24 protein-coding genes and 1 riboswitch are annotated in these 25,411 nt (G+C 68.3%); of the genes, 13 read left to right on the plus strand and 11 right to left on the minus strand.

Annotation, left to right across the window (positions count from 1 at the left end; all coding sequences use genetic code 11):
- Window positions 1–112: 112 nt before the first annotated feature.
- Both blaOXA and KDK82_RS06195 read left to right on the plus strand, forming a co-directional pair.
- Entirely contained in the window at window positions 113–913 is an 801-nt protein-coding gene (blaOXA, locus tag KDK82_RS06190; protein WP_088164281.1) for a class D beta-lactamase, read from the plus strand.
- A gap of 105 nt (window positions 914–1,018) precedes the next feature.
- Window positions 1,019–1,237 carry a hypothetical protein gene (locus KDK82_RS06195; protein WP_013801743.1) on the plus strand — a complete coding sequence of 73 codons (219 nt, stop codon included), beginning with the start codon at window positions 1,019–1,021 and terminating at the stop codon, window positions 1,235–1,237.
- A gap of 73 nt (window positions 1,238–1,310) precedes the next feature.
- Here the strand turns inward: KDK82_RS06195 and KDK82_RS06200 are convergent, their stop codons facing one another.
- The 9 genes from KDK82_RS06200 to KDK82_RS06240 form a co-directional block, all read right to left on the minus strand.
- Window positions 1,311–2,960, minus strand: a complete 1,650-nt coding sequence (locus KDK82_RS06200; protein ID WP_088164282.1) for a PepSY domain-containing protein — start codon at window positions 2,958–2,960, stop codon at window positions 1,311–1,313.
- Window positions 2,957–3,295, minus strand: coding sequence for a hypothetical protein (locus tag KDK82_RS06205; RefSeq protein ID WP_013801745.1), 339 nt, complete (start codon window positions 3,293–3,295; stop codon window positions 2,957–2,959). Before KDK82_RS06205 ends, KDK82_RS06200 begins: the two co-directional genes overlap by 4 nt.
- Complete coding sequence (locus tag KDK82_RS06210) at window positions 3,276–3,548, minus strand: hypothetical protein (protein ID WP_088164283.1); 273 nt, start codon at window positions 3,546–3,548, stop codon at window positions 3,276–3,278. Before KDK82_RS06210 ends, KDK82_RS06205 begins: the two co-directional genes overlap by 20 nt.
- A 79-nt stretch (window positions 3,549–3,627) precedes the next feature.
- Window positions 3,628–5,781 (minus strand): TonB-dependent siderophore receptor, encoded by a 2,154-nt coding sequence (locus KDK82_RS06215; protein ID WP_088164284.1) that lies wholly within the window; start codon window positions 5,779–5,781, stop codon window positions 3,628–3,630.
- A gap of 157 nt (window positions 5,782–5,938) precedes the next feature.
- Entirely contained in the window at window positions 5,939–6,838 is a 900-nt protein-coding gene (locus KDK82_RS06220; RefSeq protein ID WP_088164285.1) for an NAD(P)/FAD-dependent oxidoreductase, read from the minus strand.
- Window positions 6,825–7,310: an Rrf2 family transcriptional regulator gene (locus KDK82_RS06225; protein ID WP_063325713.1), complete on the minus strand. Its 486-nt coding sequence runs from the start codon at window positions 7,308–7,310 to the stop codon at window positions 6,825–6,827. The genes KDK82_RS06220 and KDK82_RS06225 overlap by 14 nt, the downstream gene beginning before the upstream one ends.
- A gap of 66 nt (window positions 7,311–7,376) precedes the next feature.
- Window positions 7,377–8,369, minus strand: coding sequence for a tripartite tricarboxylate transporter substrate-binding protein (locus KDK82_RS06230; protein ID WP_034395494.1), 993 nt, complete (start codon window positions 8,367–8,369; stop codon window positions 7,377–7,379).
- Window positions 8,370–8,418: 49 nt separating this feature from the next.
- On the minus strand, window positions 8,419–9,567 hold the full coding sequence (locus tag KDK82_RS06235) for a porin (RefSeq protein ID WP_088164286.1): 1,149 nt from the start codon (window positions 9,565–9,567) through the stop codon (window positions 8,419–8,421).
- A 182-nt stretch (window positions 9,568–9,749) separates the two neighbouring features.
- Complete coding sequence (locus KDK82_RS06240) at window positions 9,750–11,459, minus strand: tannase/feruloyl esterase family alpha/beta hydrolase (protein ID WP_088164287.1); 1,710 nt, start codon at window positions 11,457–11,459, stop codon at window positions 9,750–9,752.
- Between the two features lie 195 nt (window positions 11,460–11,654).
- On the opposite strand from KDK82_RS06240, the gene KDK82_RS06245 reads away from it, so the two are divergent.
- Window positions 11,655–12,542, plus strand: a complete 888-nt coding sequence (locus tag KDK82_RS06245) for a 4-hydroxyphenyl-beta-ketoacyl-CoA hydrolase (RefSeq protein ID WP_013801753.1) — start codon at window positions 11,655–11,657, stop codon at window positions 12,540–12,542.
- A 6-nt stretch (window positions 12,543–12,548) separates the two neighbouring features.
- On the opposite strand, the gene KDK82_RS06250 is transcribed toward KDK82_RS06245, so the two are convergent.
- Together KDK82_RS06250 and KDK82_RS06255 are read right to left on the minus strand one after the other, a co-directional pair.
- The gene (locus KDK82_RS06250) at window positions 12,549–13,049 is read right to left on the minus strand and encodes a MarR family winged helix-turn-helix transcriptional regulator (RefSeq protein WP_088164288.1); all 501 of its coding nucleotides are present in this window, start codon (window positions 13,047–13,049) and stop codon (window positions 12,549–12,551) included.
- 81 nt (window positions 13,050–13,130) lie between these two features.
- The gene (locus tag KDK82_RS06255) at window positions 13,131–13,418 is read right to left on the minus strand and encodes a zf-TFIIB domain-containing protein (RefSeq protein ID WP_012206334.1); all 288 of its coding nucleotides are present in this window, start codon (window positions 13,416–13,418) and stop codon (window positions 13,131–13,133) included.
- A 354-nt stretch (window positions 13,419–13,772) separates the two neighbouring features.
- Between KDK82_RS06255 and KDK82_RS06260 the strand changes: the two genes are divergently transcribed.
- The 10 genes from KDK82_RS06260 to KDK82_RS06305 all read left to right on the plus strand — a co-directional run bounded on the left by KDK82_RS06260 (window position 13,773) and on the right by KDK82_RS06305 (window position 25,404).
- Window positions 13,773–15,602 carry a CocE/NonD family hydrolase gene (locus tag KDK82_RS06260; protein ID WP_088164289.1) on the plus strand — a complete coding sequence of 610 codons (1,830 nt, stop codon included), beginning with the start codon at window positions 13,773–13,775 and terminating at the stop codon, window positions 15,600–15,602.
- A gap of 51 nt (window positions 15,603–15,653) precedes the next feature.
- Entirely contained in the window at window positions 15,654–16,280 is a 627-nt protein-coding gene (locus tag KDK82_RS06265; protein ID WP_063325956.1) for a TetR/AcrR family transcriptional regulator, read from the plus strand.
- The gene (locus tag KDK82_RS06270; protein ID WP_088164290.1) at window positions 16,277–17,326 is read left to right on the plus strand and encodes a DUF418 domain-containing protein; all 1,050 of its coding nucleotides are present in this window, start codon (window positions 16,277–16,279) and stop codon (window positions 17,324–17,326) included. Before KDK82_RS06265 ends, KDK82_RS06270 begins: the two co-directional genes overlap by 4 nt.
- Before the next feature lie 100 nt (window positions 17,327–17,426).
- Complete coding sequence (locus KDK82_RS06275) at window positions 17,427–19,175, plus strand: YncE family protein (RefSeq protein WP_088164291.1); 1,749 nt, start codon at window positions 17,427–17,429, stop codon at window positions 19,173–19,175.
- Window positions 19,176–19,203: 28 nt separating this feature from the next.
- A riboswitch (TPP riboswitch) is annotated at window positions 19,204–19,295 on the plus strand.
- Window positions 19,296–19,362: 67 nt separating this feature from the next.
- Window positions 19,363–20,481 (plus strand): long-chain-fatty-acid--CoA ligase, encoded by a 1,119-nt coding sequence (locus KDK82_RS06280; protein ID WP_017406019.1) that lies wholly within the window; start codon window positions 19,363–19,365, stop codon window positions 20,479–20,481.
- Window positions 20,478–21,974 carry an acyl-CoA reductase gene (locus KDK82_RS06285; RefSeq protein ID WP_088164292.1) on the plus strand — a complete coding sequence of 499 codons (1,497 nt, stop codon included), beginning with the start codon at window positions 20,478–20,480 and terminating at the stop codon, window positions 21,972–21,974. The genes KDK82_RS06280 and KDK82_RS06285 overlap by 4 nt, the downstream gene beginning before the upstream one ends.
- Window positions 21,975–22,009: 35 nt before the next feature.
- Window positions 22,010–22,786, plus strand: a complete 777-nt coding sequence (locus tag KDK82_RS06290) for an ABC transporter ATP-binding protein (protein ID WP_088165439.1) — start codon at window positions 22,010–22,012, stop codon at window positions 22,784–22,786.
- Window positions 22,783–23,544 (plus strand): ABC transporter permease, encoded by a 762-nt coding sequence (locus KDK82_RS06295; protein WP_012206326.1) that lies wholly within the window; start codon window positions 22,783–22,785, stop codon window positions 23,542–23,544. Before KDK82_RS06290 ends, KDK82_RS06295 begins: the two co-directional genes overlap by 4 nt.
- A 38-nt stretch (window positions 23,545–23,582) precedes the next feature.
- The gene (locus KDK82_RS06300) at window positions 23,583–24,605 is read left to right on the plus strand and encodes an ABC transporter substrate-binding protein (RefSeq protein ID WP_088164293.1); all 1,023 of its coding nucleotides are present in this window, start codon (window positions 23,583–23,585) and stop codon (window positions 24,603–24,605) included.
- A 1-nt stretch (window position 24,606) separates the two neighbouring features.
- Window positions 24,607–25,404, plus strand: a complete 798-nt coding sequence (locus KDK82_RS06305) for an SDR family oxidoreductase (RefSeq protein ID WP_088164294.1) — start codon at window positions 24,607–24,609, stop codon at window positions 25,402–25,404.
- Window positions 25,405–25,411 lie beyond the last annotated feature (7 nt).

Below are 25,411 nucleotides of genomic sequence, written 5' to 3' on the forward strand. Positions count from 1 at the left end.
CGAGGACGCTGTGGGGGATGTTTGCTGCATGGGCGTTGCGAAGGCTGCGCGCGCATCTATGATCGCGCGCCAGACACTAACACTGCATCAGACAGCACACAGTACACAGCACATGCATGGATTTCCTGGGTCCGCTGCCACGGTCGTGGCAGCATTTTTTTGCCTTCCCGCTTGCGCGCACGAACTGTGCACCCTCGTCGCCGACGCCGACACGGGGCAGTCCCTGGTGCACAGCGGCCCGGCGTGCGCCGAGCGGGTCACGCCGGCCTCCACCTTCAAGATCGCCATCAGCCTGATGGGCTATGACGCCGGCATCCTGCAGGACGAATCCCGGCCCGCGTGGCCGTACCAACCGGAGTATCCGGACTGGGGCGGCGATGCCTGGCGGCGCGAGATCACGCCCCAGGCTTGGATGAAGGACTCGGTGTTCTGGTACTCGCAGCAGGTGGCGCGGGAGCTGGGCCAGCAGCGGTTTGGCGCCTACGTGAGGGCCTTCCAGTACGGCAACGAGGATGTCTCCGCCGTTGCCGTGGCCCATGCCGGCCACAACGGCGCGTGGGTGGTGTCCTCGCTGCGCATCTCGGCGGCCGAGCAGGTGGCCTTCATGCGCAAGATCGTGCGCCGGGAACTGTCTGTGAGCAGTCAGGCCATCGACATGACTGCGCGCATCACCCGGCACCCCGTGCCTGTGGACGGCTGGACCGTGCATGGCAAGACCGGCACCGGGTCGCCCGGCAGCGACAACCGCTACGATGCCAGCCGGGCCTACGGCTGGTATGTGGGCTGGGCCACCAAGGACCAGCGCAGGCTGGTGTTCGCCACGCTGATCCAGGATGAGCAGGCGCAAAAGCCCAATGCCGGCCTGCGCGCACGCGATGCCCTGCTGCAGCGACTGCCTGCCGCGGACCGCTGACAATGCACGGGCGTTTTCCTTTCCGCACCTCGCCCATATATCTCCCACACATCTCCCGCACCTCTCCCGCATATCTCCCGCACAAGAGCGACAGACCGACACCCGATGAAGACCATTGACGAAATGCTGAACCTGGACCTGCTCACCCCCGAGCAGCACGTTGAGATCAGCGACTGGATTGCCCGCGCGAACTCCCCCGAAGAAATACTGCAGATGCCCGCCCCCCTTTGGCAGGCCGTGGAGCGGGCCAGCGAGGCCATGGGCGTCAATGCCGATCTTCTGCGGCCGCCCTCGCTGGATGCGGGCGGCGCCATTTTCGGATAGACACAGCAGCGGGGATGGGCCGGCCCACCAGGCAACCGGCCCACCTGCGCACTCCCATGGCGTGTCGGCCAAGTCAGCTGGCCGGTGCCGGTGAGTCCTTGGTGTCCTGATGCGCTGGCCTGTCGCGCGGCGCGGACCACACACTGTCCCGCGGGCCACTGCGCGTGCGCCGTGCCGTGGCACGCGCCATCCAGGCCAGGGCCAGCACGCCGGCCACGGCCGTCAGGTCCAGGCCGATCAGCGAGGTGTCCACCCACGCGCCGGTGCCTGGCGCCAGCCAGCCCAGCAGCGATGACAGCGCGATCGCGGCCGTGCAGGCGGCGGCCAGCCACAGCAAGGCCGGGGCCGCGCGTGCCGCGCCGCGCACGAAGGCCCAGGCCATGCTGGTGAAGAACACGGCGTAGTAGATGCCCATGTGCCATGCGGCCAGGTCATCGACGCGGCCCGGCAGCCACTTGGCGGCGGCAATGGTGGCGGAAATACCGGCCACGCAGCCCAGGCAGACGCCGACGGTGGCCGAGGCCATGAGGGCCGTGTCGCGCCGCTGCACGGGCAAGTCTGCGCCCTTGCGCTGGGCCTTGCGCCGCGTCTCCACCCACAGCAGATTGCCGCCGTAGAACAGCCACGCGCCGGCCAGGCCCAGCAGGAAGTACAGCCACCAGACCGCGAGTCCGCCGAAGGAGGCCATGTGCAGCGCGAAGAAGCTGCTGATGAACAGGTTGGGCGTGCTCTGCCCGCCCGGGAGGTAGTCGGCCGAGAGCAGCTTGCCGCTGTAGGGATCGAGCATGGCAAAGCCGCCCACGGCGCGCGGCGATACGGCCTGGGGATTCCTGCCCCAGACGCGCACGGTGGGCTTGGGGCCGGTGATCTGGGCGTACTGCAGTCTTTCGGGCTCGAAGCCGGGCGCGGCGGCCTTGACGATCTCCACCAGCTGCGAGGGTTTGAGCATGTCGGCCGGATTGCGTGCCGGCGCGTCCGGGGCCTTGCCCGAGGGGCGCGCAAAGGTCTGGGCCCAATGGCCTTCGTGGATCAGCCTGTCCTGCACGTCGAAGATCTGGTCGTGGTAGGCGAAGACCACGGCGCTCAGAGCCATGACGATGTGAAAGGGCAGGCTGACGATGCCCACCACGTTGTGCGCGTCCAGCCACATGCGCTTGAGGTTCCTGCCCACGCGAAGGGCGAAGAAGTCCTTGACCAGCGAGGGCAGCAGGATCACCACGCCCGACACCAGGGCCAGGAAGTACAGGGCCGAGATCGCGCCCATGATCCAGCGGTTGGGGTCCGAGTCCACGGGCAGGCCGACCACGCGGTGCAGCACGTCGATGAACTCCACCAGGCGGGACGGACGCTGCTCATCGACTTGTACGCTGCCGTCGGCCGACAGCTGGGCCGTGTAGTGGCGTACGGCGCTTTCGTCATGGTCGTCTGCCTTGGGATCGCGCACCTGCCATTGCAGGCGCGGTATGGCGTTGTCGCCCTGCAGCTGCACGATGGCGCCGCGCGCGGCCGCCGGCGTGCTGGCCAGGGTCCGGGCGATCAGCGGCTGCACCTCGTCCATGGGCACGGCCTGCACCACGGCGGCAGGCGGCGTGGACCATCGCCGGATGGGTTCTTTGAACACCGTCAGCGCACCCGCGTAGAAGGCGATGAACAAGGCCATGCCGCTGAGGATGCCCGTCCAGGTGTGTACGGATTTGTAGATGCGGATGTAGTCGGCTCTCATGACAGGCCTCCTGCGCTGCTGTGCATTGCCGCGCGCACCAGCCACCAGGCGGCCAGGGCCAGCGCGTTGGCCCCGCCCAGCCAGGCCCAGGCGCGCAGGCCGCTGGAAAAGAAATACACCAGGGACTGCACCAGCAGCCAGACCGGCGGCACCAGCCACATGACCAGCTGCCCGCTCACTGCCAGCGGCATGCCGTGCAGCAGGGCGGCCAGCAGGCCACTGGCGCTGATCGCCAGGCCCGGGCCCAGCAGCAGGCCGGCCAGGGTCTTGGAGATCCAGTCCGGCCGGATTGGGGCTGGCTTGCGCGGGCGGGCCTCAGGGTGTGCGTCGGCCATGGAACAGCGCTCCGATATAGGGCAGCAGGGCAAAGGCCAGCATCAGCAGGGTGAGCCAGGTGAACGTGGCGGCCAGCATCCGCATGTCCTGGGCGAATGCCAGCCAGCCCGCTGCGAGCAGGCCGCCACCGGCCAGGAGGGCAGGCCGGCGCGGCCAAGCGGCCGCCCATAGCCTCTGGTTGGGCGAGGCGGCGTAGATGCACAGGCAGGCCAGCGAGGTGGCAAGCAGGCCGGCGACGGTGAAGAGCGGCATGGAAATTCGATCGTGGGAAGCAAAAGACCCGGCGGGACACATGCGCCCCGCCGGGTGGCCTGCGCAGTGCGTCAGGCGGTCAGAACGACACGGTGGCCGACAGCCTGAAGGTGCGCGGTGCGCCGGGCATGACGAAACCGTCGGTGAACATGCCGATCCAGTAGTTCTTGTCCGTCACGTTCTCCACGCTGGCATTGAAGCGCACGGGCGTGGCGCCGAACCTGGTCTCGTACTTGGCCATCAGGTCGAAGCGGTTCCAGGCCGGGGCGCGCAGCTTGTTGCCGGAGTCCACCCACTGCGAGCCGGTGTACAGAACGCGGCCGCCGACCGACAGGCCCTGCACGGGCGTTTCCCAGTCGATGCCGATGCGCGCGCGCAGCTTGGGCACGCCGTAGTTCTCACGGCCGGAGTTGATCTGGCGCGACTTGATGTACTCCACCCCGCCCAGCAGCGACAGCGTCTGGGTGAGCTTGCCGAAGGCGCTCCATTCCAGGCCCTTGAGGCGCTGCTCGCCATCGAGCACCTGGGCATTGCCGCTGTTGGTGATGATGGACGGCTTTTCGATGCGGAAGGCGCTCAGCGTGTGCGTGGTCTGGCCCGCCTGCAGCTTCACGCCCACCTCGCCCTGCTTGGTCTGCATGGGCGCCAGGGTCTCGCCGGTGTTGGCAAAGCCCGCGCCCACGGTGCGGCCGGGCTCCAGGCCTTCTGTGTAGTTGGCGTACAGCGAGACGCTGTCGCCCCAGGGCCGCACGACCAGGCCGGCCATGGGCGAGACGCGGCTCTTGCTGTAGTTGGACGACACGCCGTTGACCAGCGGCGTCTTCACCGTCTGGTGGCGTGCGCCCAGCGTCAGCAGCACCTTGTCGTTGGCGAAGCTCATCACGTCGGCCAGGGCCAGCGAGCGGAATTCGTTCTCGGTGGTGTAGCCCTTCCACTGCGGCGCCCCCGGGAAGGTGGGCGTCGTCGGCTCGTACATGTTGGTGGTATAGCAGTAGTTGCAGGCCGTGTTGTAGGTGCCTTCCTTGTGCTTGAGGATGTTGAACGACAGTTGCAGCCGGTGCTGCACGCTGCCCGTGCTCAGCTTGCCGATGACGCCGCCCTCGGCCGTGCGGCGCTCGGATTCGGTATGCACGTTGTAGATGGCGCCGCGCGTGGTGCCGTCCAGGCCCGTGACGATGGCGCGGGTGCCGAACAGCAGGCCCTTGCCCTGCGCCTCGGAGGCGCCGAAGGCGAAATAGCCCTGCCAGTTCTGCGTGAAGTCCACCTCGGCACGCGCCAGCAGGCCGCTGTTGTCGTACTGGCCGTGGGTGCCGCGGAACATGTTCACGTCGCCGCTGGGCGGTGCCAGCAGCCGGCCCACGCCGGGGATGGCCGCGCTGCCCAGGAAGCTGAACATGCCCGGGCTGCCGCCGTCGATCTTGGTGATGCTGTTGTACAGGTCCAGCGAGAAGCGGGCCCTGTCGCCCAGGTAGTCCAGGCCCATGGCGCCCACGCGGCGCTTCTGGCTCTCATCCTTGGCACCCATGTCGCCCGAGCCGTAGACGCCGTTGAAGCGCAGGCCCAGCCGCTGCTCGGGGCCGAAGCGCCTGCCCACGTCGGCATGCATCTGCAGGTAGGAGTCCGAGACGTAGGTGGCGGTCAGGTCGGCCATGGGCTGGGCCAGTGCGCGCTTGGTGACCATGTTGACGGAGCCGGCCACGCTGGCCAGCGGCGGCATGCCGGACAGCAGCACGTTGGGGCCGCGCATCACCTCCACGCGCTCGAACATCTCGATGGGCACCGAATTGGCCGGCGCCACGCCGTACAGGCCGTTGGTGGCGATGTCCATGGCCGTCACATCCAGGCCGCGCAGGTTGAAGTTCTGCAGCAGGTGTCCCTTGTTGGTGGTGAAGACCACGGCCGCATCGTTTTCCAGCACATCCTGCAGCGACAGGGCGGACCAGTCCTCGGCCAGCTCGCGGGTGTAGGCGTTGACATGCACCGGCGCGTCCACGATGGAGGTGGCGCCCAGAATGCCCAGGCGTGCACCCTTGGCGGCCTTGCGCCCCGGTGCCAGCGTGGGCAGGTCCTCGCGCTCGTACTTGTCGCGCACGTCGATCTGCGACAGCGTCGGCGTCGTTGCGGTCGGCGCCTGCGCTGCATCCTGTGCGATCGCCGTGGACCCGGCGCCGGCGGCCAGCATGGCCAGAACAATGGAGTTGAACCGCAGCGCGCGGCCGTTGGTGGTGTGCATGGACTGGACTCTTGATGTTGTAGATGTCAATGAGAATCAGTCTTAATTATATTTACGGATTTAGTTAGCATGGGAAGTTGTTGTATCCACGCATCGTCCGTTGGGCCGTTGATCTACTTCCATGCACGGGCCCAAGGCCCGCCCCATCACCACCCCATCACCACCCCATCATCGACCGGTGCGCGCCAATGCCCGCCATGGCGCCATCGCTCACCGCCATGGCCACGTTGCCGGCCGCGCGGGCCGCGTCGCCACAGGCGAACACGTTGGGGACGCTGGTGGCCTGGCCTTCCGCGACCTTGATGAAGGTGCCCATGGGGCCTTCTTCCAGGGCGCAGCCCAACTGCTCGGCCACGGGGCTGGCGATGCGGGTGCGCGGCTGGGTGAACAGGCCGTCCATCACCAGGCGGCGGCCGTCCTGCAGCACCACGTCGGCCCGGCCTTCCAGGCGGGCGATGGGCGTGGTCTCCACCTGGGTGCCCCGGCGCGCAAGGGTGGAAAGTTCTTCGGCGCCGGGCGTGTAGGCGCCGTTGAGCAGCAGCGTGGTCTGGCCCCAGTCGGGCAGCATGACGGCGTGGTGGTGGGCCAGGGCCGAGCTGGCGATGATGCCGATGCGGCCCGCATTCATCTCGTAGCCGTGGCAGTAAGGGCAGTGAAAGACGCTGCGGCCCCAGCGCTCGGCCAGTCCCGGCACGGGCGGCAGGCTGTCATGCACGCCCGGCGCCAGGACGAGGCGGGCAGCGCTGATGGCCGTGCCCGCTGCACGGAACTCCAGCCGGCCATCGGGCGCCACGCGGGCGTCTTCGGCCGTGCCGTCCAGCCACTGCACGGTGGGATAGGCCATCAGCTGCTGCCGGGCCTGGGCGGCGATCTGGGCGGGGGCGACGCCATCCTGGGTGAGAAAGCCGTGCGATGTCTCGCCGGCCTGGTCCACGAAGCGGTTGCGCCGCAGCCCGGCATCGACCACCAGCACCTGGCGGCGCGCACGCGCCAGTTGCAGCGCGGCGGACAGGCCGGCATAGCTGCCGCCGATGACGGCGAAATCAACGTGTTTCATGCGAGTGCTCCTGCAGTTGGTGCCAACCCTGGCCGCCTGCTGCGCGATGGCGGGCCAGGCGGGCGTGGAAGTCATGGGACAGGGCAGCCAGCGTCACCGTGCCCAGGCGTGCAAGCAGGGCGGCCTCGGCCTGCTGCACGGCGTTGCTCAGGGCTTCGTTCACGGCCTGGGCGACCAGGCATTCGGGCCGGTCTTCCCTGAAGCCCAGCGCCACCAGGCCGGGCGCGCCCAGGGCCTCATGCACGTCGCGCAGCGTGGTGCGGTCCAGTTCGCAAGAAAGCACCCAGCCCCCGCCATGGCCCTTGGCGGAGGTGACAAGGCCTGCATCGCGCAGGCCCGACATCAGCCGGCGCAGCACGACCGGGTTGGTTTGCAGCGCGGCGGCGAGCATGTCGGAGGTGGCAGGTCCATCGCCCTCGGCCATGTGCAGCAGCACATGGAGGACGTCCGAGAATTGGCTGTTCTGTTTCATGCAACATTATTTGTTGCATGAGTGTGGCCTTGTCCCGTGAAGGGGAATGGGCCTGCCGCCGACTGATCAGGACTCGCCCGTGAACCCGATCTGCTTGACCAGCGAACTCCAGCGCTCGAACTCGGCCTGCTGGTCGGCCGCCATTTCCTGCTGTGTGCTGCCGCGCGCCAGCAGGCCCAGGGCGGCCAGTCCGTCGATCACGGCCTTGTCCTTGAGCGCGGCCGTGATGGCCGCGTTGGCGTTGGCAATGGTGGTGGCCGGGGTCTTGGCGGGAGCGTAGAAGCCGAACCATTCCTCCACCGTGACATCGGGGAAGCCCAGTTCGGTGAAGGTGGGCACGTCGGGCAGGAAGGGCGAGCGCTGCTTGCCCGAGGTGGCCAGCACGCGCAGGCGGCCCGCCTTCAGGTACTGCAGGTAGTCGCCGCTGGGGTTCATGGTGGCCGCGACCTGGCCGCCCACCAGGTCGGTGATGCTGGGCACGGTGCCGCGATAGGGCGCGTGCTTGAGTTCCACCCCCGAACGCAGGCTCAGCAGCGCGCCCAGCAGGTGCGGCATGGAGCCCGCGCCCGGCGAGCCGAAGTTGGCCCGGTCGGGGTGGGCCTTGGCCCAGGCCAGGAAGTCCTTGAGGGTCTTGACCTCGGCCGGCACGGCAGGCCCCACGGCCAGGCCGTGGTAGATGACGGCGCCGATGGAGACGGGGATCGCATCCTCGGGCTTGTAGGTCAGCTTGGGGTAGATGTGCGGGTAGACCGAGAAGGCCGACACGGGCGCCAGCGCCAGCACCGAGCCGTTGGGCGGGGCGTTCTTCAGGGCCTCCACCGCGATGCGGCCACCGGCGCCGGGCTTGTTTTCCACAAAACCGGGCCCTTTGCTGTAGGGCGTGCCGCCCAGCCGCTCGGCCACGCGGCGGGCCACGCTGTCGCCTGAGCTGCCTGCCGGAAAGCCGTACATGATCTTGACCTGGTCCAGTGCCTGGGCCAGGGCCTGCAGTGGCGACAGCGACCCCAGGGCGGCGGCGCTGCCCAGGGCCTGGACGAAATGACGGCGATGCATCTGCATGGATGTCTCCTGGTGAAATCGAAAAAAGGTAAAGCTGGAAAGAACAGGCTCAGAACATGTGGCGGATGCCGACGTTGATGCCGGTCTGCGAGCGGCCCGGCGCGGTGTTGCTGCCCGGGGCGCCGCCGCTGACCGAGACGGTGGCCAGGCGGTCGTTGCGGATGTGGCCGAGCTGGGTGTAGACCGCCGTGCGCTTGGACAGGTTGTAGATGGCGCGTGCCACCAGCAGGTCGGAGTCGTAGCCCGACACGCCGCGGTAGCGCAGCGTCAGCCACTGGGTTTCGAGCACCAGCGCCTCGGTGACCGGGTACGAGGCGCCCACGTACCAGAGGTTGCTGCGCGGTTTGACGGCGTCGCCATCGTTGTCGCGGCGCAGCAGGCCGCCGCCGACCTTCACGCCGGCCAGCTTGAAGTAGCCGCCCAGGTGCAGGCGCTCGTCATGCTTGGCGCTGGAGGTCATGCCGCCGAACACCGGGTCGGTGGACGAGGCCGGCGTGCGGCCGTTTTGCTGTTCGTAGCCCAGCGCCACGCCCCAGACTGGCGTGTCGTACTTGGCATACAGCGACCACTGGCGGCAGGCCTGCGTGTCCGATCCGCTCTCGCCCGGGCAGTTGGTGCCGGCGGGGCTGGGGCCTGCGTTGACGGCATCGCGCCCGAAGCTGTAGCCCGCGCCCAGCGCCAGGCCGCCGAAGTTGCCGCGCCAGGCCAGCATGTTGTCGGCGCGCGAGTTGGGAATGTAGGCGTCCAGCGAGCCCATGGCGAAGACGGCCGGGCCGATGATGTCCGAATCGAGCAGTGACCAGAACAGCATGGAGTTCTGGCGGCCCATGGTCAGGCTGCCCCAGTTGCCGCCCAATCCCACCCAGCTTTGGCGGCCAAAGCCGCGCCCGCCCTGGTTGAAGGTGCCCTGGTCGGGCGCAAAGCCCGACTCCAGCGTGTAGATGGCCTTGAGGCCGCCGCCCAGGTCCTCGCTGCCGCGCAGGCCCCAGCGCGAGGGCACCAGGCTGGTGGTCGATGGCATGCGGCTGAGACCGCCGCCCGCCGCCACATTGTTCACGTGCTCCACGCCCACATCGACGATGCCGTAGAGCGTGACGCTGGAGGTGCCTTGCGCGAAGGCGCCGAAGCTGGTGCTGGAGCCGGCCAGGGCCAGCACGGCGGCGGCCGCCAGGGTCAGCGGGGAAGGGGTTTTTTGCATGGTGATGTCTCCTCTGGTTTGAAAAATCGTTGCCGTCTTGGCGTGGGTGTCCGCACGCCTTTTCTCGGGCGCAGCGGGGCCCGGCCCCGCCGGGGGCGGGACTGCGGACAAGGGGTGGATGAGGGCGGAGGGGGCGGGCCGTTCAGGTGACCGTTCAGGCGCCGCCCGCCTTCAGTGCATGGTCAGCGGCAGCTGAAGCTGGCAGCGCTTTCCATGTCGCCGCTGCCGTTGTAGTGGGCGGCCAGCGGATGGGGGCACAGCGGCCGGGTGCGCGTGGGCGACCAGGTGGCGGGCAGGTCGGCGTTGACGCCGCCCGCATTGCCTGCGCCGCGCGCACTGGCGATCACGCGGTCTGGCGCCTGGCCTTTCTCCACCCAGGCCACGAGGGAGCTGAGCATGTCGAACTGCTCGGTGGCCGGGCCGCCGCTGCAGTGGTTTATGCCGGGCACCAGGTACAGGCGGGCGAAGTCGGCGGCATCGCCATGGTTGCGGCGCAGCGTGTCGTACCACTGCACGGTGTCGTCGCTGGAGAAGATGGGATCGGCCGTGCCGTGGTAGACCATGAGCTTGGCGCCCCGGTTGCGCAGCACGGGCAGCTTGCCGTAGTCGGGTGGGAGCATGAAGGACAGCGCGCTTTCGGTGTACAGCGCCGTCGTGGCCTGGACCTTGGCCAGCATGCTGTCCACGCTGCCTGTCAGCGCGAACTGCGGGCCGTTGAAGCTGGCCGGGCTCTCGGGTGGCGCCTGCCAGACCAGGCCCACGGCGCCGGTGTCCAGGTTCAGCGAGTTGGAGAATTTCCAGCCGGCCCAGCCGGCCGTATCCAGGCCCGCGTCATACGGGAAGCTGCTGTAGATGCGGCTGCCGCCGCTGGTGGTGGCGCCCTTGAACAGGCCGGCAATGGTGCTCTTTTGCTCGGCGCTGAGGCAGCTGCCGTCGCGCGCGCCGCCGCAGGTGGGCACGTCGCGCACCAGGTCGAAGCTCGCCTGGCATGCTGCGCCGGCCTGCACCATGCCGTCGGTGGCGCCGTCCAGCGCATCGCACCGGGCCAGTACGGCCTGGCTGACCAGGCGGCGCTCGGCCTGGGTGAAGCCCGTGCCCAGGTCCTGTGTCGTGGTGGCCAGCTTCGCATAGCCCTGGGCGCCGGCAATGTTGGCAATGGCCGCCAGCGGCAGGCGCGTGCCGGGGTTGCCGGCAATGATGCCGTCGTACTGGTCGGCATAGCGCGAGGCGGCCACCATGGCGTGGCGCCCGCCGTTGGAGCAGCCGCCCAGGTAGGAGCGGTCCGGGCCCTTGCCATAGGCCGTCTGCAGCGCGCTGCGCGCCATGGGCGTGAGCTTGCCCACGGCCTGGTAGCCGTAGTCCAGCCGCGCCTGCGGGTCCAGGCCGAAGAAGGGACCCAGGCTGCCTGCATGCCCGGCGTCGGAGCTGAGCACGGCAAAGCCCATCTGCAGCGCATTGCCCAGCGGCCCGCCGCCCAGCGCGCCCACGGCCGTGCTCACGCTGCCGTCCAGGCCGCCGTTGGCCTGGTAGAAAAAGCGCCCGTTCCAGTCACGCGGCAGGCGTATCTCGAAGCCCACGGCGTAGCTCTGGCCGTCGACGGTGCTGACGCGCTCGTGCATGCGGCCGGTCACGCGGCAGTGCTCGGCAATGGGCTTGCCTGCCACCGTCAGCGTGCCGGCGGCCACGGTCTCGGCGGCGGTGATGCGGGTGTTGGGGAAGGATATTTTCGCGGCCAGGTCCGTGCACGACAGCAGCGTGGCGGGGCGGGCCTCGGCCAGCTGCGCGATGCCGTCGCTCGAGCCGCCGCAGGCGGCCAGCAGCAGGGCGGGAAGGGCGGCGGCCAGCGTGGCCGGCAAGGCGCGGGAACGGGTCTTTTGGATCTTTCTGTCCATGTCTGTCTCCTCGGAAGGTGGTGTGAAGCCTCAGCGCGAAACCGTTGCATGGCAGCCGTTGCCCGCATCCGCATCGCTTTCTGATGGCCGCGATTTTGGTTATATTTAATAACCAATTCAAGCGGCCTTTGCGAATTTCTTATTGGGACTTCCCCTTGATGCCGGGGCAGGCAGCAGGCCGCACAGGAGACAGACATGGACCACGAAAAACTCATTGCCATCGACATCCACACGCACGCCGAGGTGAGCTGCTGGAACCCGTTCGACAACTACGGCGAGGAGTACGACCGCGCCGCCGACAAGTACTTCGGCAACGGCCGGCGCCCGACCATCGCCGAGACCGTGGCCTATTACCGTGAGCGCAACCTGGGCCTGGTGATGTTCACGGTGGACAGCGAGTCGCAGCTGGGCCGGCGCCGCATTCCCAACGAGGAGATCGCCGAGGCCGCGCGGGCCAACAGCGACATGATGGTGGCCTTCGCCAGCATCGATCCGCACAAGGGCCGCATGGGTGCGCGCGAGGCGCGGCGGCTGATCGAGGAAGAGGGTGTCAGGGGCTTCAAGTTCCACCCCACGGTGCAGGGCTTCCATCCCTACGACCGCATGGCCTGGCCGATCTACGAGGTGGTGGCCGAGTACCAACTGCCGGCCATCTTCCACACGGGCCACAGCGGCATTGGCAGCGGCATGCGCTGCGGCGGCGGCCTGCGCCTGGCCTACAGCAATCCCATGCACCTGGACGACGTGGCCATCGACTTTCCCGACATGCAGATCGTGATGGCCCACCCCAGCTTTCCCTGGCAGGACGAGGCCCTGTCCGTGGCCCTGCACAAGCCCAATGTCTGGATCGATCTGTCGGGCTGGAGCCCCAAGTACTTTCCCCGGCAGCTGGTGCAGTACGCCAACACCCTGCTCAAGGACCGCGTGCTCTTCGGCAGCGACTATCCGCTGATCACGCCCGAGCGCTGGATGAAGGATTTCCAGGAAGCCGGCTTCAAACCCGAGGTGATGCCCGGCATCCTCAAGGGCAACGCGGTGCGGCTGCTGGGGCTGGAGCAGCCGGCAGCGGAGAAGGCGGACTGAGCGCGCTCAGTTGTAGATCTTCTGCAGCAGTTGGATCAGCGTCCTGCGCTCGGCGTCGGTCAGGCGGTAGGTGGCATCCATTTCCAATTCCGCAGCCGTTCTTTCCGCCCGGGCCGTGAGCTCGGCGCCCGCGGGCGTCAGGTGCACGCCCACGGCGCGGCGGTCGGTGGGGTGGGTGCGCCGCTCGATCAGCTTGCGGCGCTCCAGCGCTGCTATCAGGCCCACCAGGTTGGGCGGCATCACATCCAGCGCCGCGCACAGCTGGCGCGAGGTGATGCCGGGGTTGTGGGACACCAGGGACAGCACGGAGAACTCCACCATCTTGAGATCGTGGGTGGCCATGCGCTCCACGAACACTTCGATGATGGACAGCGAGGCACGCCGGGCGTTGTAGCCCACGAGGGTGTGCAGGAAGGAGGCGTCGATGGACGGTCCCGGCGCTGCAGTGTTGGACGGGGCCGTGTTCTCTTCGGCAGGAGCGGGCTTGGGTGTGCGGGCGCGGGGCATGGGGACAAGGAACTGAAAGCCGAATCATAGTGGGGCGCGGCTGCCATGTCCCGATGCCGGCGCAGCGGACTTGCCCTGGTGCTAGAAGTCGAAAAGATCGGAGAGAAAGCCTTCGCGCTTCTTGCGGCGGTAGCCATCGTGGCTGGAGTGCTCGCGCCGGTCATGGGATCCGTCAGGGCCCGCGCGCCGTTCCTGCGGGCGTTCATAGGCTGCTGGCGCTGTGGGTGCCTGGGCGGCGGAGCGCTCGATGAGCTTGTCCAGCTCTCCGCGGTCCAGCCAGACGCCGCGGCATTGGGGGCAGTAGTCGATCTCTATGTTCTGGCGCTCGGAGATGATGAGCGTGGCATCTCGGCAGGCGGGACATTGCATGACAGTTTCACCTTTGCCTGTTCAGGCAGTGGCTCCATCGGCAACGATGGAGTGTGGGCCGGGCTGTTATGCGTTGAGGTCTCCAGCGAAGGCCGTTCGACTGCGGTGGCGATGGATAGTTCCGTCGCTCCAAGCGCCATCACCATCTCGTGCCAGTTCATGCCGCCCCCGGGGCCGAAGGCCGTGGCGACTGGCCGCGTTCGCCTTCAGCCTGTCTTCAGGCGCGCTTCAGCGCCACTTCAGCGCCCCTTCAGCCCCCCTTCAGCCTGTGCATGCGCCACGTGCCCGGACGGTCCTAAATTGCGGCCTGCCCCCTTGCGGGCATGACTGCATCAGCAACCAGGAGGACCATCCATGATGACTTTTCGCCATTCCCGCGCGTGGCTCGGCGCGGCCGGCATCGCCACCCTTGCCCTGGGCCTCGCGGCCTGCGGCGGGGGCTCTTCGGGCAGCACCAACCCCGGGCCGCGCATCTGGGGCTACATCCAGCTGCCTGACGGCAACAAGATGCGCTATTCGGTGGTCTTTCCCAAGGGGCCGGGGCCGTTTCCCGTGCTGATGGAGTACGACGGCTACGGATCGGGCTCGGTCACGGACCAGACCACCCAGGAATGGACCAAGGAAGGCTATGCCGTGATGGGCCTGAACGTGCCCGGCACGGGCTGCTCCACGGGCGAGAACCAGTGGGCCGACGCCTCCGTGGGCGCGGCCGGGGCGCATGCGGTGGAGTGGGCTGCGCGCCAGGCGTGGTCCACGGGCAAGGTGGGCATGGTGGGCTATTCGTACTCGGGCTACGACCAGCTGTGGGTGGCGGCCCAGCGTCCGCCCAGCCTCAAGGCGATCGCGCCGGGCAAGAACGTGGCCGATCCCTACCGCGACGTGGCCTATCCGGGCGGCATCCAGAACATCGGCTTTCCCGCCAATTGGTGGGGGCAGTTCCCCGCGATATGGCGCAAGGCCGCCGAGGACGCCAAGGCGCTGGACGGCGATACCGGATGCGCCCAGGTCGTGGAGGACAACATCCGCAAGATCCAGCGCCCCGACCTGGACATGGCGCGCTGGCTGGACGAGGACCGCTTCTTCGGCGCCCGCTACGCGCGCAAGAGCGCCATGTACTCCACGCACCGCATCGACATCCCCACGCTGGGCACCCAGTCCTGGCAGGACGAGCAGGTGGGCACCCGCATGGGCTACTACGAGGACAGCATCGCCCCGGACAAGATGTGGCTGATCAGCTCCAACGGCGACCACCACACCGACAACGCCCCCTTTCTGCGCGAGACCATGAAGCGCTTTTACGCGCGCTTTCTCAAGGGTGAGAACAACGGCTTCGAGCACACGCCGCGCGTGCTGCTGGCGCAGGAAATGCAGTGGATGAACGGTGGGGGCGACTATGGGCAACTGCGCCCCTCGGCCGTGGCCAGCTTTGACCGGCTGCCCGTGCGCGTCACGCCCATGACGCTGTGGCTGCAGCCGGGCGGCGGGCTGGGCGATGCGCCGCCGCAGGCCGAGCGCCAGTCGGCCAGCTACCGCTACCCGCTGCCGGGCGCCGAGGCCAACCATCCCGACGCGGACACCGAGTCCGGCGCGGGCCAATGGACGGCCAGCCCCGCCGGGCAGGGCCTGCTGCGCTTCACCACGGCCCCGCTGCCGCGCGCGCTGAGCTTTTATGGCGAGGCCTCGCTGGACCTGTGGCTCAGCGCCACGGCCGGCGACACCGATGTTCAGGTCACCGTCTCGGAGGTGCGTCCCGACGGCCAGGAGATGTTCGTGCAGCGTGGCTGGCTGCGTGCCTCCATGCGCGCGCTGGACGGCCAGCGCTCCACCGCCTTGCGGCCCTGGGGTGATTTCACCGAGGCCGCCGTGCGCCCGCTGCGCCCCGGCGAGCCCACGCTGATGCGCGTGGAAATCCAGAAATTCGCCCATGTGTTCCGCGCGGGCTCCAGCCTGCGCGTGACCCTGGACACGCCTTCGCAGACCGGGTACTGGGCCTTCGACCATCTGTCCACGCCTTCGACCAACACCGTCTGGCTGGACCGCAGCCGGCCGTCGAAGATCGTGCTGGGCCACATCGCCTATGCCCATGAGCGGCAGCTGCCGGACTGCCGGCGCATGCTGCGCCAGCCCTGCAGGCCCAACGAGGAGGCCGTTCCTTCCGGCGTGGGCCCACTGCCGCCGCTGTGATTTCATGCCCCGGCGTTGACTATGAATGAACGTTCGTTCATCATCCGGAGCATGAAAAAGAAAGAAGACATCAGCGAGCGCCGGGCTGTCATCGTGGAGGCCGCCCTGCAGTGCTTCGTGGAGCGCGGCTTTCACTGCACCAGCATGCGCGACATCGCGCAGGCTGCCTCGGTGAGCCTGGGCAATCTGTACAACCACTTCGACAGCAAGCAGGCCTTGATTGCCGAGGTCGCCACGCAGGAGCAGACCGAGCTGCTGCCCTTGCTGCAGGCGCTGGAGCGGGCCGCAGCCCCTTCGCTGCCTGTGGTGGCGCAATTCCTGGCCGCCTACCAGGCGCTGTGCCGCCAGCGGGAATGGGCCGTGCTCAGCGCCGAATGCCTGTCCGAGATCGCGCGTTCGCCCGGGCTGGCGCCGGCCTTCGAGGCCAACCGCAGGCGCATGCTCGACGGCCTGGCAGGCTTCATGGAGCGCGGGGCGCAGCAGGGCCTCTTGCGGCCCGCCGTGCCCGTGCGCCTGGCCGCGCAGCTGCTGCTGGATGCCGTGGAAAGCGATGCGCTGCGCTTTGCGCTGGCGGTGACGCCGCAAGAAGACGCGGGGGCGGATGAAGGGGTCGATGTGCTGCATCCCGCCTTGCTGGCCTGCCTTCTTGGAGGCGAGGCACGGGGGGACGCGACATGAGGCACGCCACCGGCAGGGGCGCCCGCCTGGCGGGGCTGGACCTGGCGCGCTACCTGGCGCTGGCAGGCATGGTGTTCGTCAACTTCAAGCAGGCCATGCATCCCGCGCTGCAGGAGCCGGGCTGGCTGCTGTCGTTCTTCCATTTTCTGGAGGGCAAGGCCTCGGCCACCTTCGTGGTGCTGGCGGGACTGGGCCTGGTGCTGGCCACGCGCTCGCTGGAGCCGGCCACGGCGCGCCTCTGGACACTGCGCCGCGCGCTGTTCCTGCTGGTGGCCGGGGGCATGAACCTGCTGATCTTTCCGGCCGACATCATTCACTACTACGCGGTGTATTTCGTGCTGGCCATCGCCTGGCTGCAGGCCGGCGCACGGGCGCTGCTGGCCGGCATGGCGGCAGTGGCCGTGCTGTCCGCATGGGCCTTGCTGCAGCTGGACTACAGCCAGGGCTGGGACTGGGCGAGCCTGTCCTACCAGGGTCTGTGGGAGCCGGCCGGCTTTGCGCGCAACCTGCTGTTCAACGGCTTCCATCCGGTGCTGCCCTGGTTTGCGTTCTTCCTCTGCGGCATGCTGCTGGCGCGCCTGCCGCTGGCCGAGCCGCGCGTGCAATGGGGCCTGGTAGCTTCTGGTGTAGCGATGGTGGGCTTGGCCTGCGCCGTCTCGGCACTTGCGGCACAGAGTGAATGGGCTGCCTGGCTGGCCACCGGCCCCATGCCGCCCGGCCCAGCCTACCTGCTGATGGGCCTGGGCTGCGCCAGCATTGCCATCGGCGCCTGCCTGCGGCTGGCCGACCGCTGGCCCGCCGGACCGTGGCGCGGCCTGCTGCCGGCCGGGCGCATGACGCTGACCCTGTACCTGGCACACATCCTCATCGGCATGGGCCTGCTGGAAGCCATGGGCGCGCTGGACGGTTCACGCAGCCTGCGCGAAGTGGCCGTGGCCGCCGCGCTGTACGTGATCATCGCCAGCCTGGCCGCCTGGGCCTGGAGCAAGAAGGTGGCGCAGGGGCCCGTGGAGTGGGTGATGCGGCGGCTGACGGCACTGGATTGATCCACAGTTTGGAAATTGCGCTCGAATGAAGTCATCGTTTTGATGGCCGCAATGCCTTGTTTGTCTACACTTGCCCCCATTCAAAAATGGGGGAGATTCAATGGCTGAGGCGGTTTACAAGAAATGGCTCAGGGCTGTGATCGGCCTGCAATGCCTGTTGATCCTGGCCTTTGTCTTTCGGGGTTGGCTGTTGCCCGACCCATTGGGCCCCAGGCTTCCCTCAATCCAAGGCAATACAGTGTGGATTCAAAGCCATGGCGCTTTGCATCAGTTTGATCGGCAGGGCACACGCCTGCAGCGTCTGGAGTTGGCGCAATTGGGTTTGACCCCATCGGTCAGCAGCCTTCAGTTCATTGGCGAGAAGACGCTTTGGGCGCATGACCAGGGACGTGTGCATCGCTGCGATCTGGCAATGCAGCGCTGCGTGGCGCTGGATCTGCCCGATTTGTCCACACGCGGTGGTTATCGCTGGATGCGGGTAACGGCCGATGAAGCGCAGATTGTGGTCTCCGACGCATCCAATCACCGCGTTCTCGTTTACCAGCGCGACGCCGCTTCCAGTGCAGCGCAAGCCTATGTGCTGCTCAGGACCTACAGCGAAGGCCTGCGCTTTCCGAATCAGACGCTGCAGGTAGGCGAGCGCATGTGGGTGGCCAATACCAACCGCCATCAGATTGCGCAAATCGATACGGCACAGAGCACCCAGGCCGCGCCTGCCGTATTTCCCGTGGAATATGCGGGCCTGCGTTCCGGGCGCCGCTTCCCGTTCGCCATGCAGCTGGATGGCCAGCAGCGTTTGTGGGTGCTGGTGGCAGACTCGAGCATGCGGGGAGCAGATCTGCTGTTGATGGATTCCCAGTTGAGGCCTGACCGGGTGATGCCGCTTTCGCCCGACCAGGACCCGAACGCCATCGCCATGGTGGGTCAGGAGTTGTTGCTGCCGGACATGACCCAATTCACCGTCCATCGCGTGGATCTGGACGGCCGCGTGCTGGAGCCTTTCGGGGATGCTCCATTCCGCGGCGAACTGGCGTCTGCCCGCTCGTCCTATGAATGGGGCAGGCGGTTGCCTTCGTTCCTGCTGGGCAGCATCGGGGTATTGATGGCTCTGGGACTGTGGCTTGCCTGGAAGGCGGGGGAATTGCGCCAATTGGGCGGCAAGCGCTGGCAGGAAGTGGGCGACACCGAAGCCTCCAGCGCGGTCGTGGTTTCCTCACCGTCCCAGCACGCCGCGCAGGCTTCTCAAGCCTCGGAAGGAAAGCCGCTGGTCACTTCGGTCACGGCGCTTGCGGGCAGCACCGTGAAGCGCAGGCGTGCGCTTGCCATGGTTGGCGTTCTGCATTGCCTGGTCGCTGGCGGGATGGTCTACTGGTTCTTGCCGCTTTTGCACCAGCGCGACTGCGGTCCGGACAAATCGTGCGATCCAACGGGCATGCTCGGTGTCCTGTTGGTGCTTTTGGCCGTGTTGCCGCTGAGTCTGTATGCATGGCTCTGGCGCAAGCTCAAGCAGCTGGAGACCATGCGCATAGCCACGGACGGGCATCGGATCGCGGTACGCATGGCACGCAGGACCCGCAAATTCGATGCCAGTCGCGTCACCTGCACGCGCCAGCATCTGTGGATGGGCCTTCGCGCCATTCCCCTGCGACTCAATGGCAGTCCCCTGTTCGACGAGGCCGCGTTCAGGCGCGAGATCCTGGCGCGGTTGCCGCAGCTGCAGGTGCGCGATGGCGCCTGGGACTTCGCCGTGGCACGCCACTTCTGGTCCAACAGTGGTGTGCTGGGCAAGGCCTTGGTGCTGCTGTATGTCGCGACCTTGTTGGGTTTTGGGGTTCGCCTGCTGGCCTGACGGGGTTGGCGACCCTGCTGTAAGATAGCCCTCCGCTCCGGGGTGCACGCCAGTGCTGAGATCCACACCCGAGAACTTGAACCGGGTCATTCCGGCGGAAGAAGAGCTTGCACCCCTGCGTGGCCGCCCATGCGCCACGGGCGGGGGAGCCTTCGGAGCATCACGTCCCAGCTCTCGAAGGAATTCCATGGACAAGGCCCGGCCCCAGGCGGCTTCTCTGGTCGCAGACCTGCTTGCATTCATTGCCATGGACGGCTGCACCGACGAGCAGTTCGACGCACTGGCCCTGCGGCTGTTCGCCTACCAATACGAATCGAATGCGCCGTTTCGCAGCTTCTGCCAGCGGCGCGGCGCCACGCTGCGCAATGTGAAGACCTGGAGCGACATTCCCGCCGTGCCGATTGACGCGTTCAAGGCCATGGAGCTGCGCAGCGAGCCGGCCTCGCCCACGGAGCGCGTGTTCATGACCAGCGGCACCACGGGCCAGGCCAAGGGACTGTCTTCGCGCGGGCGCCACTTCCATCCCGCGCTCGATGTCTACGATGCGTCGATGACGCGCAACTTCGCGCAGCGCTTCATGGCCGGACACGAGCGCCTGCCCATGGGCATCCTCTTTCCCGACGAGCAGGCCATGCCCAACTCTTCGCTGGCCCACTACCTGGCGCTGGCCAAGACGGAATTCGGCACTCCCGACAGCCGCTACTTCCTCACCCCCGACGGCCTGGACATGCCCGGCCTGTGCGCCGTGCTGGAGGAATCCGAGCGCAGCGGCCGCCCCTATGCGCTGCTGGGCGCCAGCTTCAGCCTGGTGCATGTGATGGATGCGCTGCGCGAGCAGGGCCGCAGCTTTTGCCTGCCGCCGGGCAGCCGCATCCTGGACACGGGCGGCTACAAGGGCCAGTCGCGCGAGCTGCCGCTGGAGGATTTCTACGCCGACCTGTCCCGGCTGCTGGGCGTGCCGCGCAGCCACTGCATCAACATGTACGGCATGACCGAGTTGAGCACGCAGTTCTATGACGACGGCAATGCCACGCTGCCCTCGGTCAAGTCGGGGCCGCACTGGATACGCTCGCGCCTGGTCGAACCCGTCACCGGCCGCAGTGTGGCGCCCGGCGAGCGCGGCATTCTCGTGCACTGCGACCTGGCCAACTACAACGCGGTCACCACCATCCTCACCGAGGACGTGGGCCTGTGGGCCGGCCATGGCGAGAACAGCGGTTTCCTGTTGCTGGGGCGTGCCGAGGGCGCAGCGGCCAAGGGCTGCTCGCTGGCGGTCGATGAATTCGTGAAGGCCGCTGCTGCATGAACATCGAGCGGATCACGGCTGGCTACCTGCCCGAACTGCCTGGTTTGCGCGAGGACGAGGTGCAGTGGCATGTGCTGCCCTTCGAACGCGGTGGCGTGCGGCTGGAAGTCTCCGTGCCCCTGCTGACCGGCCCGCAGATGCATGCGCTGGCAGCCCATGTGCGCCGTGCCGCCGACCGCCACCTCAGGGCCATGCCCGTGGCCGAGATCATCGATGCCATCGACCGCGCCATTGCCCGCCTGCTGGACCGCAGCGATCCCTATCGGCGCCAGGCCGAGACCTGGCTGCCCGTGGTCAGCGGCTATGACGCCGACATGGTGCGCCTGGGGCTGACGGGCTTCTTCAAGACCTTTCGCGCCGCGCAGCTGCGGCGCTTCGTGGCCGAGGACTTTGCCAACCCGGCCGTGCTCGACGGCTTCCAGCCCGCGCCCAAGGGCGGCGCGGTGCGTGCCTTCGGCCCCGACCTGCTGATGCACAGCTGGGCCGGCAATGTGCCTGCGCTGTCCCTGTGGAGCCTGGTCTGCGGCCTGCTGGTCAAGGCACCCGCCATTGGCAAGCTGGCCAGCGCCGAGCCGCTGTTCGCGGGCTGGTTCGCACGGCTGCTGGCCGAGGTGCATCCGCCGCTGGCCGATTGCCTGGCCGTGGTGTGGTGGAGCGGTGCGGGGGGTGTGGATGGCGCGGGGGGTGTGGGTGGGGCGGATGGCGGTGGAGCCACCGCGCTCCATGCCGAGGCCGACACCGTGCTCGCCTACGGCGGCAACCAGACGCTGCAGGCACTGCGCCAGCGCCTGCCCGTGACCACGCGCTTTCTGCCACACGGCCACAAGCTGGGCTTTGGCATGGTGGGCGCTGCCGCGCTGGACACGCTCAAGGCGCCCGCCGTGGCGCGGCTGGCGGCCTGGGACGTGATGCGCTACGACCAGCAGGGCTGCTACTCGCCCCATGTCTTCTACGTGGAGCGCGGCGCCCCCGTCTCTGCGCGTGCCTTTGCCGACTATCTGGCGGCCGAGCTGGCCAACCTGCAGCGGCGCTTTGCGCGCCGGCCGTTGGAGCTGGAGGAGGGCGCCGCGGTGGCCCGCTGGCAGCAGTCCGTGGAATGGTCGGGCGACGCGCAGCAGCTGCTGGGCCCCGTTGACGCACCCTGGAGCGTGGCGTACAGCGACAGCCTGCAGCCGCTGGCGCCCACGGCCCTGTACCGCACGATTGCCGTGGTAGGTGTGGACCGCCTGGATGACGCCGTGCCCGTGGTGGCCGCGCAGCGCGAATACCTGCAGACGGCCGGCATTGCCGCCTCGCCCGAGCAGCTGTACCGGCTGGCGGGCCTGCTGGGCGCGGCCGGCGTCACGCGCATCAGCGCCATCGGCTCCATGAGCATGCCCGAGGCCGGCTGGCACCATGACGGCCGCTTCAACCTGCTGGACCTGGTGCGCATGACCGAGATCGAGCAATCTGCCGAGGCGGCGGCGCAGCCGTTCGCCCCGTATGCGGATTGACATCCATGCACACCGGCACGACGGGCACAACGGGCATGACGGGCATCACAGACGGGGCTGACGGCATGGCGTTTCTCGATATCGAACAGGTGGTGTTCACCTACCCGGGCCGCCCGCCCGTGGTGGACGGCGTGGACTGGCGCGTGCAGGCCGGTGAGATCCACTGCCTGCTGGGCCGCAGCGGCTGCGGCAAGACCACCTTGCTCAAGCTGGCGGCGGGGCTGCTCAGGCCGCAGTCGGGCCGCATCCTGCTGCGTGGCGCCGAGCTGGCCGAGCCCGGTCCGCAACTGGGCTTCATGTTCCAGGCGCCCACGCTGCTGGACTGGCATACGGCGCTGGGCAATGTGCTGCTGCCCGTGTCGCTGCAAAGGCGCCCCGCGCCGCAGGACGAGCAGCGCGCCCTGGCGCTGCTGGAGCAGCTGGGCCTGGCCAGCCACGCGCAGCGCCATCCGCGCCATCTCTCGGGCGGGCAGCAAAGCCGCGTGGCGCTGGCACGGGCGCTGGTCCTCGATCCGCCGCTGCTGCTGCTGGACGAGCCCTTTGCCGCGCTGGACGCCATCACGCGCGCCGAGCTGCAGGACGACCTGCTGCGCACCTGCCGCGAGCGCGGCACCACGGTGCTTTTCGTCACCCACGACATCAACGAGGCCGTCTACCTGGGCGACCGCATCGCCCTCATGCACGGCGGGCGCATCGTGGCCGATATGGCGGTCGATCTGCCCGCGCCGCGCACCCAGGCCATGCGCCACGGGCCGGCGTTCAACGAGCACTGCGCCCGCGTGCGCGCAGCCATGGACAGGACGGCGGCATGACGGTGTCCTTGTTCCATGCCCGCCTGCTGGCCGCCGCGCTGGCGCTGGTCCTGCTGGGCCTGTGGGAGCTGCTGGTGCGGCAATGGGGCCTGTCCGCCCTGGTGCTGCCGGCGCCCTCGGCCATTGCGGCATCGCTGTGGACGGGGCTGGCCACGGGCTATTTCTGGCCGCACATCCGGGCGACGCTCCAGGCCCTGCTGCTGGGGCTGGCGGCCGGCAGCGCGATCGGCCTGCTGGCGGGCATGGCCCTGGCTGAATCCGAGCTGCTCGAGCGTGTGCTCAAGCCCTATGTGGTGGTCAGCCAGGTCGTGCCCAAGCTGGCGCTGGCGCCGCTGTTCGTGCTGTGGTTCGGCTTCGGCATGCTGCCCACGGTGCTGATCACGGCGCTGATCTGCTTTTTCCCGCTGATGGAAAACACCTTGACCGGCCTGCGCCAGGTCGATGCCCAGCGCCTGCAGCTGTTTCGCATGCTGGGCGCCACGCGGCTGCAGACGCTGCTGCGCCTGAAGCTGCCCACTGGCCTGCCCGCCATTCTTGCGGGCCTGCGCGTGGCCGTGGTGCTGGCCCTGGTCGGCGCCGTGGTGGCCGAATTCATGGGCGCCAGCCGCGGCCTGGGCGCCGTGGTCATTGCCGCCCAGGGAATGATGGACACCACCCTCATGTTTGCGGCCCTGGTGCTGATCGCCGCCATGGGCCTGCTGCTGTACCAGGCCTGCCTGGTGCTGGAGCGCCGGCTGCTGCGCTCGCGCGCCGCCTGACCACCCTGAACACTTCCGAAACCTTTTCCCCAAGCGCCATGCACACTCCGCAATCCCCCTTCCTCACCCGCCGCAGCCTGCTGGGCGCCACCGCTGGCCTGGCAGGCCTGGCAAGCCTGACTCTGGCCGGCACCTCGGCAGCGGCCGCGCCTGCCCAGGGCAAGATCCGCCTGGCCGGATGGAGCAAGCCCATCAGCGAGATCACCAACATCCTGGCCGAGCCCGACAAGGGCTTCTTCAAGGCCCAGGGCGTGGAGCTGGCCTACCTGCCCGGCGCGGGCGGCGGCGACGCCATCCGCAACATGCTCAGCGGCCAGGCCGATGTGGCCTTCACCGACCCCGGCTCCTTCTTCATGGCGCTGGACAAGGGCGAGAAGCTGGTCGCCATCTACGACATCTACCCGCAGAACGTGTTCAACGTGGTCTCGCTCAAGTCGGCCGGCATCCGCAAGCCGGCGGACCTCAAGGGCAAGAAGATCGGCGTCTACAGCCTGTCCAGCGGCACGCGCCAGAACCTGCTGGTGATGCTGCACCAGGCCGGCCTCAAGGAGTCGGACGTGACCATCGTCGTCACCGGCCTGCTCAACTTCGCGCCGCTGATGCAGGGCCAGGTCGATGCCACGGCCGCCACCGACACCGGCCTGGCCGTGGGCCTGCGCAAAGGCATTGGCGAGGTCGATGTGATGCAGGTGCGCGACCACCTCAACATCTCCAGCGACATGTTCGTGGTGCGCGAGGACACGCTGCGCGACAAAAAGGACCTGCTGCGCGCCTTCCTCAAGGGCTACCGCGACAGCGCCGCCTGGATGATGGCCAACCCCGATGAGGCCGCCACGCTGGCCGGCAAGCACGCCATCGACGGCACGCAGCGCGACATCAACCTGGATGTGATCCGCCTGCGCAATGCGTCTTCCCAGCCGCTGCAGGCCGGCAAGCCGCTGGGCAGCTTCGACCTGGCCGCCCTGCAAAAGGGCGCCGACGCCTACCGCGCGCTGGGCATGGTGCAAAGGCAGATCAAGGTGTCCGACGTGGTGGACACCAGCCTGCTGCCCGGGGCCTGAGATGGCACAGCCGTCTTCCCTGGGCCTGCAAGGCAAGGTGGTGCTGGTCACCGGCGCTGGCCGCGGCATAGGCGCGGCCATTGCCATCGCCTTTGCGCGCGAGGGTGCCACCGTGGTGGTCAACCACCTGTCCAACGACGAAGCCGCCGCCCGCACCGTGGCGGCCTGCCAGGCGGCGGGCCAGATGTCAGGCGGCGACGCCTGGGCCGTGAAGGCCGATGTGGGCTCGCAGCCTGCGGTGCAGGCCATGACAGAGGCCATTGCGCGCGAGGCGGGCGCCATCGACATCGTGGTCAACAACGCCTTCAAACCCTACGCCTTCGACCCCGAGCGCCGCTGCCGCTTCGACGACCTGCAATGGAGCGACTACCAGGCCCAGTACGACGGTGCCGTGGGCGCGGCCTTCAACGTCTGCCGCGCCGTGCTGCCGCAGATGCGCCAGCGCGCGCGGGGCAGCATCGTCAACATTGCCAGCAACCTGGTGGAGCACCCCGTCGTGCCCTACCACGACTACACCACGGCCAAGGCCTCGCTGGTGGCCTTCAGCCGCAACCTGGCCAGCGAGCTGGGGCCCGCGGGCATACGCGTCAACTGCGTGGCGCCCGGCCTGGTCTATCCCACGCAGGGCACGCAGGACACGCGCGAGTCCTTCCGCGAATCGCTGATGGCCGCCACGCCGCTGCGCCGCCTGGCAAGCCCCGAAGACGTGGCAGGGCCGGTGCTGTTCCTGGCCTCGGAACTGAGCGGCTTCATGACGGGGCAGGTACTGTTCGTCGATGGCGGCCTGGTGATGCGCTGAGCCTGTT

Origin of the sequence: Delftia sp. K82, from assembly GCF_002193035.1 — a bacterium.
Lineage (GTDB): Bacteria > Pseudomonadota > Gammaproteobacteria > Burkholderiales > Burkholderiaceae_C > Comamonas > Comamonas acidovorans.

Bases quoted from the DNA above. Each gene is read 5' to 3' on its own strand.
- KDK82_RS06220 (WP_088164285.1), bottom strand. From the start codon at position 6,838: ATGAAACACGTTGATTTCGCCGTCATCGGCGGCAGCTATGCCGGCCTG.
- KDK82_RS06260 (WP_088164289.1), top strand. From the start codon at position 13,773: ATGATGACTTTTCGCCATTCCCGCGCGTGGCTCGGCGCGGCCGGCATC.
- KDK82_RS06230 (WP_034395494.1), bottom strand. From the start codon at position 8,369: ATGCAGATGCATCGCCGTCATTTCGTCCAGGCCCTGGGCAGCGCCGCC.
- KDK82_RS06285 (WP_088164292.1), top strand. From the start codon at position 20,478: ATGAACATCGAGCGGATCACGGCTGGCTACCTGCCCGAACTGCCTGGT.
- KDK82_RS06200 (WP_088164282.1), bottom strand. From the start codon at position 2,960: ATGAGAGCCGACTACATCCGCATCTACAAATCCGTACACACCTGGACG.
- KDK82_RS06205 (WP_013801745.1), bottom strand. From the start codon at position 3,295: ATGGCCGACGCACACCCTGAGGCCCGCCCGCGCAAGCCAGCCCCAATC.
- KDK82_RS06245 (WP_013801753.1), top strand. From the start codon at position 11,655: ATGGACCACGAAAAACTCATTGCCATCGACATCCACACGCACGCCGAG.
- KDK82_RS06255 (WP_012206334.1), bottom strand. From the start codon at position 13,418: ATGCAATGTCCCGCCTGCCGAGATGCCACGCTCATCATCTCCGAGCGC.
- blaOXA (WP_088164281.1), top strand. From the start codon at position 113: ATGCATGGATTTCCTGGGTCCGCTGCCACGGTCGTGGCAGCATTTTTT.
- KDK82_RS06295 (WP_012206326.1), top strand. From the start codon at position 22,783: ATGACGGTGTCCTTGTTCCATGCCCGCCTGCTGGCCGCCGCGCTGGCG.
- KDK82_RS06235 (WP_088164286.1), bottom strand. From the start codon at position 9,567: ATGCAAAAAACCCCTTCCCCGCTGACCCTGGCGGCCGCCGCCGTGCTG.
- KDK82_RS06265 (WP_063325956.1), top strand. From the start codon at position 15,654: ATGAAAAAGAAAGAAGACATCAGCGAGCGCCGGGCTGTCATCGTGGAG.
- KDK82_RS06195 (WP_013801743.1), top strand. From the start codon at position 1,019: ATGAAGACCATTGACGAAATGCTGAACCTGGACCTGCTCACCCCCGAG.
- KDK82_RS06280 (WP_017406019.1), top strand. From the start codon at position 19,363: ATGGACAAGGCCCGGCCCCAGGCGGCTTCTCTGGTCGCAGACCTGCTT.
- KDK82_RS06215 (WP_088164284.1), bottom strand. From the start codon at position 5,781: ATGCACACCACCAACGGCCGCGCGCTGCGGTTCAACTCCATTGTTCTG.
- KDK82_RS06210 (WP_088164283.1), bottom strand. From the start codon at position 3,548: ATGCCGCTCTTCACCGTCGCCGGCCTGCTTGCCACCTCGCTGGCCTGC.
- KDK82_RS06225 (WP_063325713.1), bottom strand. From the start codon at position 7,310: ATGAAACAGAACAGCCAATTCTCGGACGTCCTCCATGTGCTGCTGCAC.
- KDK82_RS06270 (WP_088164290.1), top strand. From the start codon at position 16,277: ATGAGGCACGCCACCGGCAGGGGCGCCCGCCTGGCGGGGCTGGACCTG.
- KDK82_RS06300 (WP_088164293.1), top strand. From the start codon at position 23,583: ATGCACACTCCGCAATCCCCCTTCCTCACCCGCCGCAGCCTGCTGGGC.
- KDK82_RS06290 (WP_088165439.1), top strand. From the start codon at position 22,010: ATGACGGGCATCACAGACGGGGCTGACGGCATGGCGTTTCTCGATATC.
- KDK82_RS06275 (WP_088164291.1), top strand. From the start codon at position 17,427: ATGGCTGAGGCGGTTTACAAGAAATGGCTCAGGGCTGTGATCGGCCTG.
- KDK82_RS06240 (WP_088164287.1), bottom strand. From the start codon at position 11,459: ATGGACAGAAAGATCCAAAAGACCCGTTCCCGCGCCTTGCCGGCCACG.
- KDK82_RS06305 (WP_088164294.1), top strand. From the start codon at position 24,607: ATGGCACAGCCGTCTTCCCTGGGCCTGCAAGGCAAGGTGGTGCTGGTC.
- KDK82_RS06250 (WP_088164288.1), bottom strand. From the start codon at position 13,049: ATGCCCCGCGCCCGCACACCCAAGCCCGCTCCTGCCGAAGAGAACACG.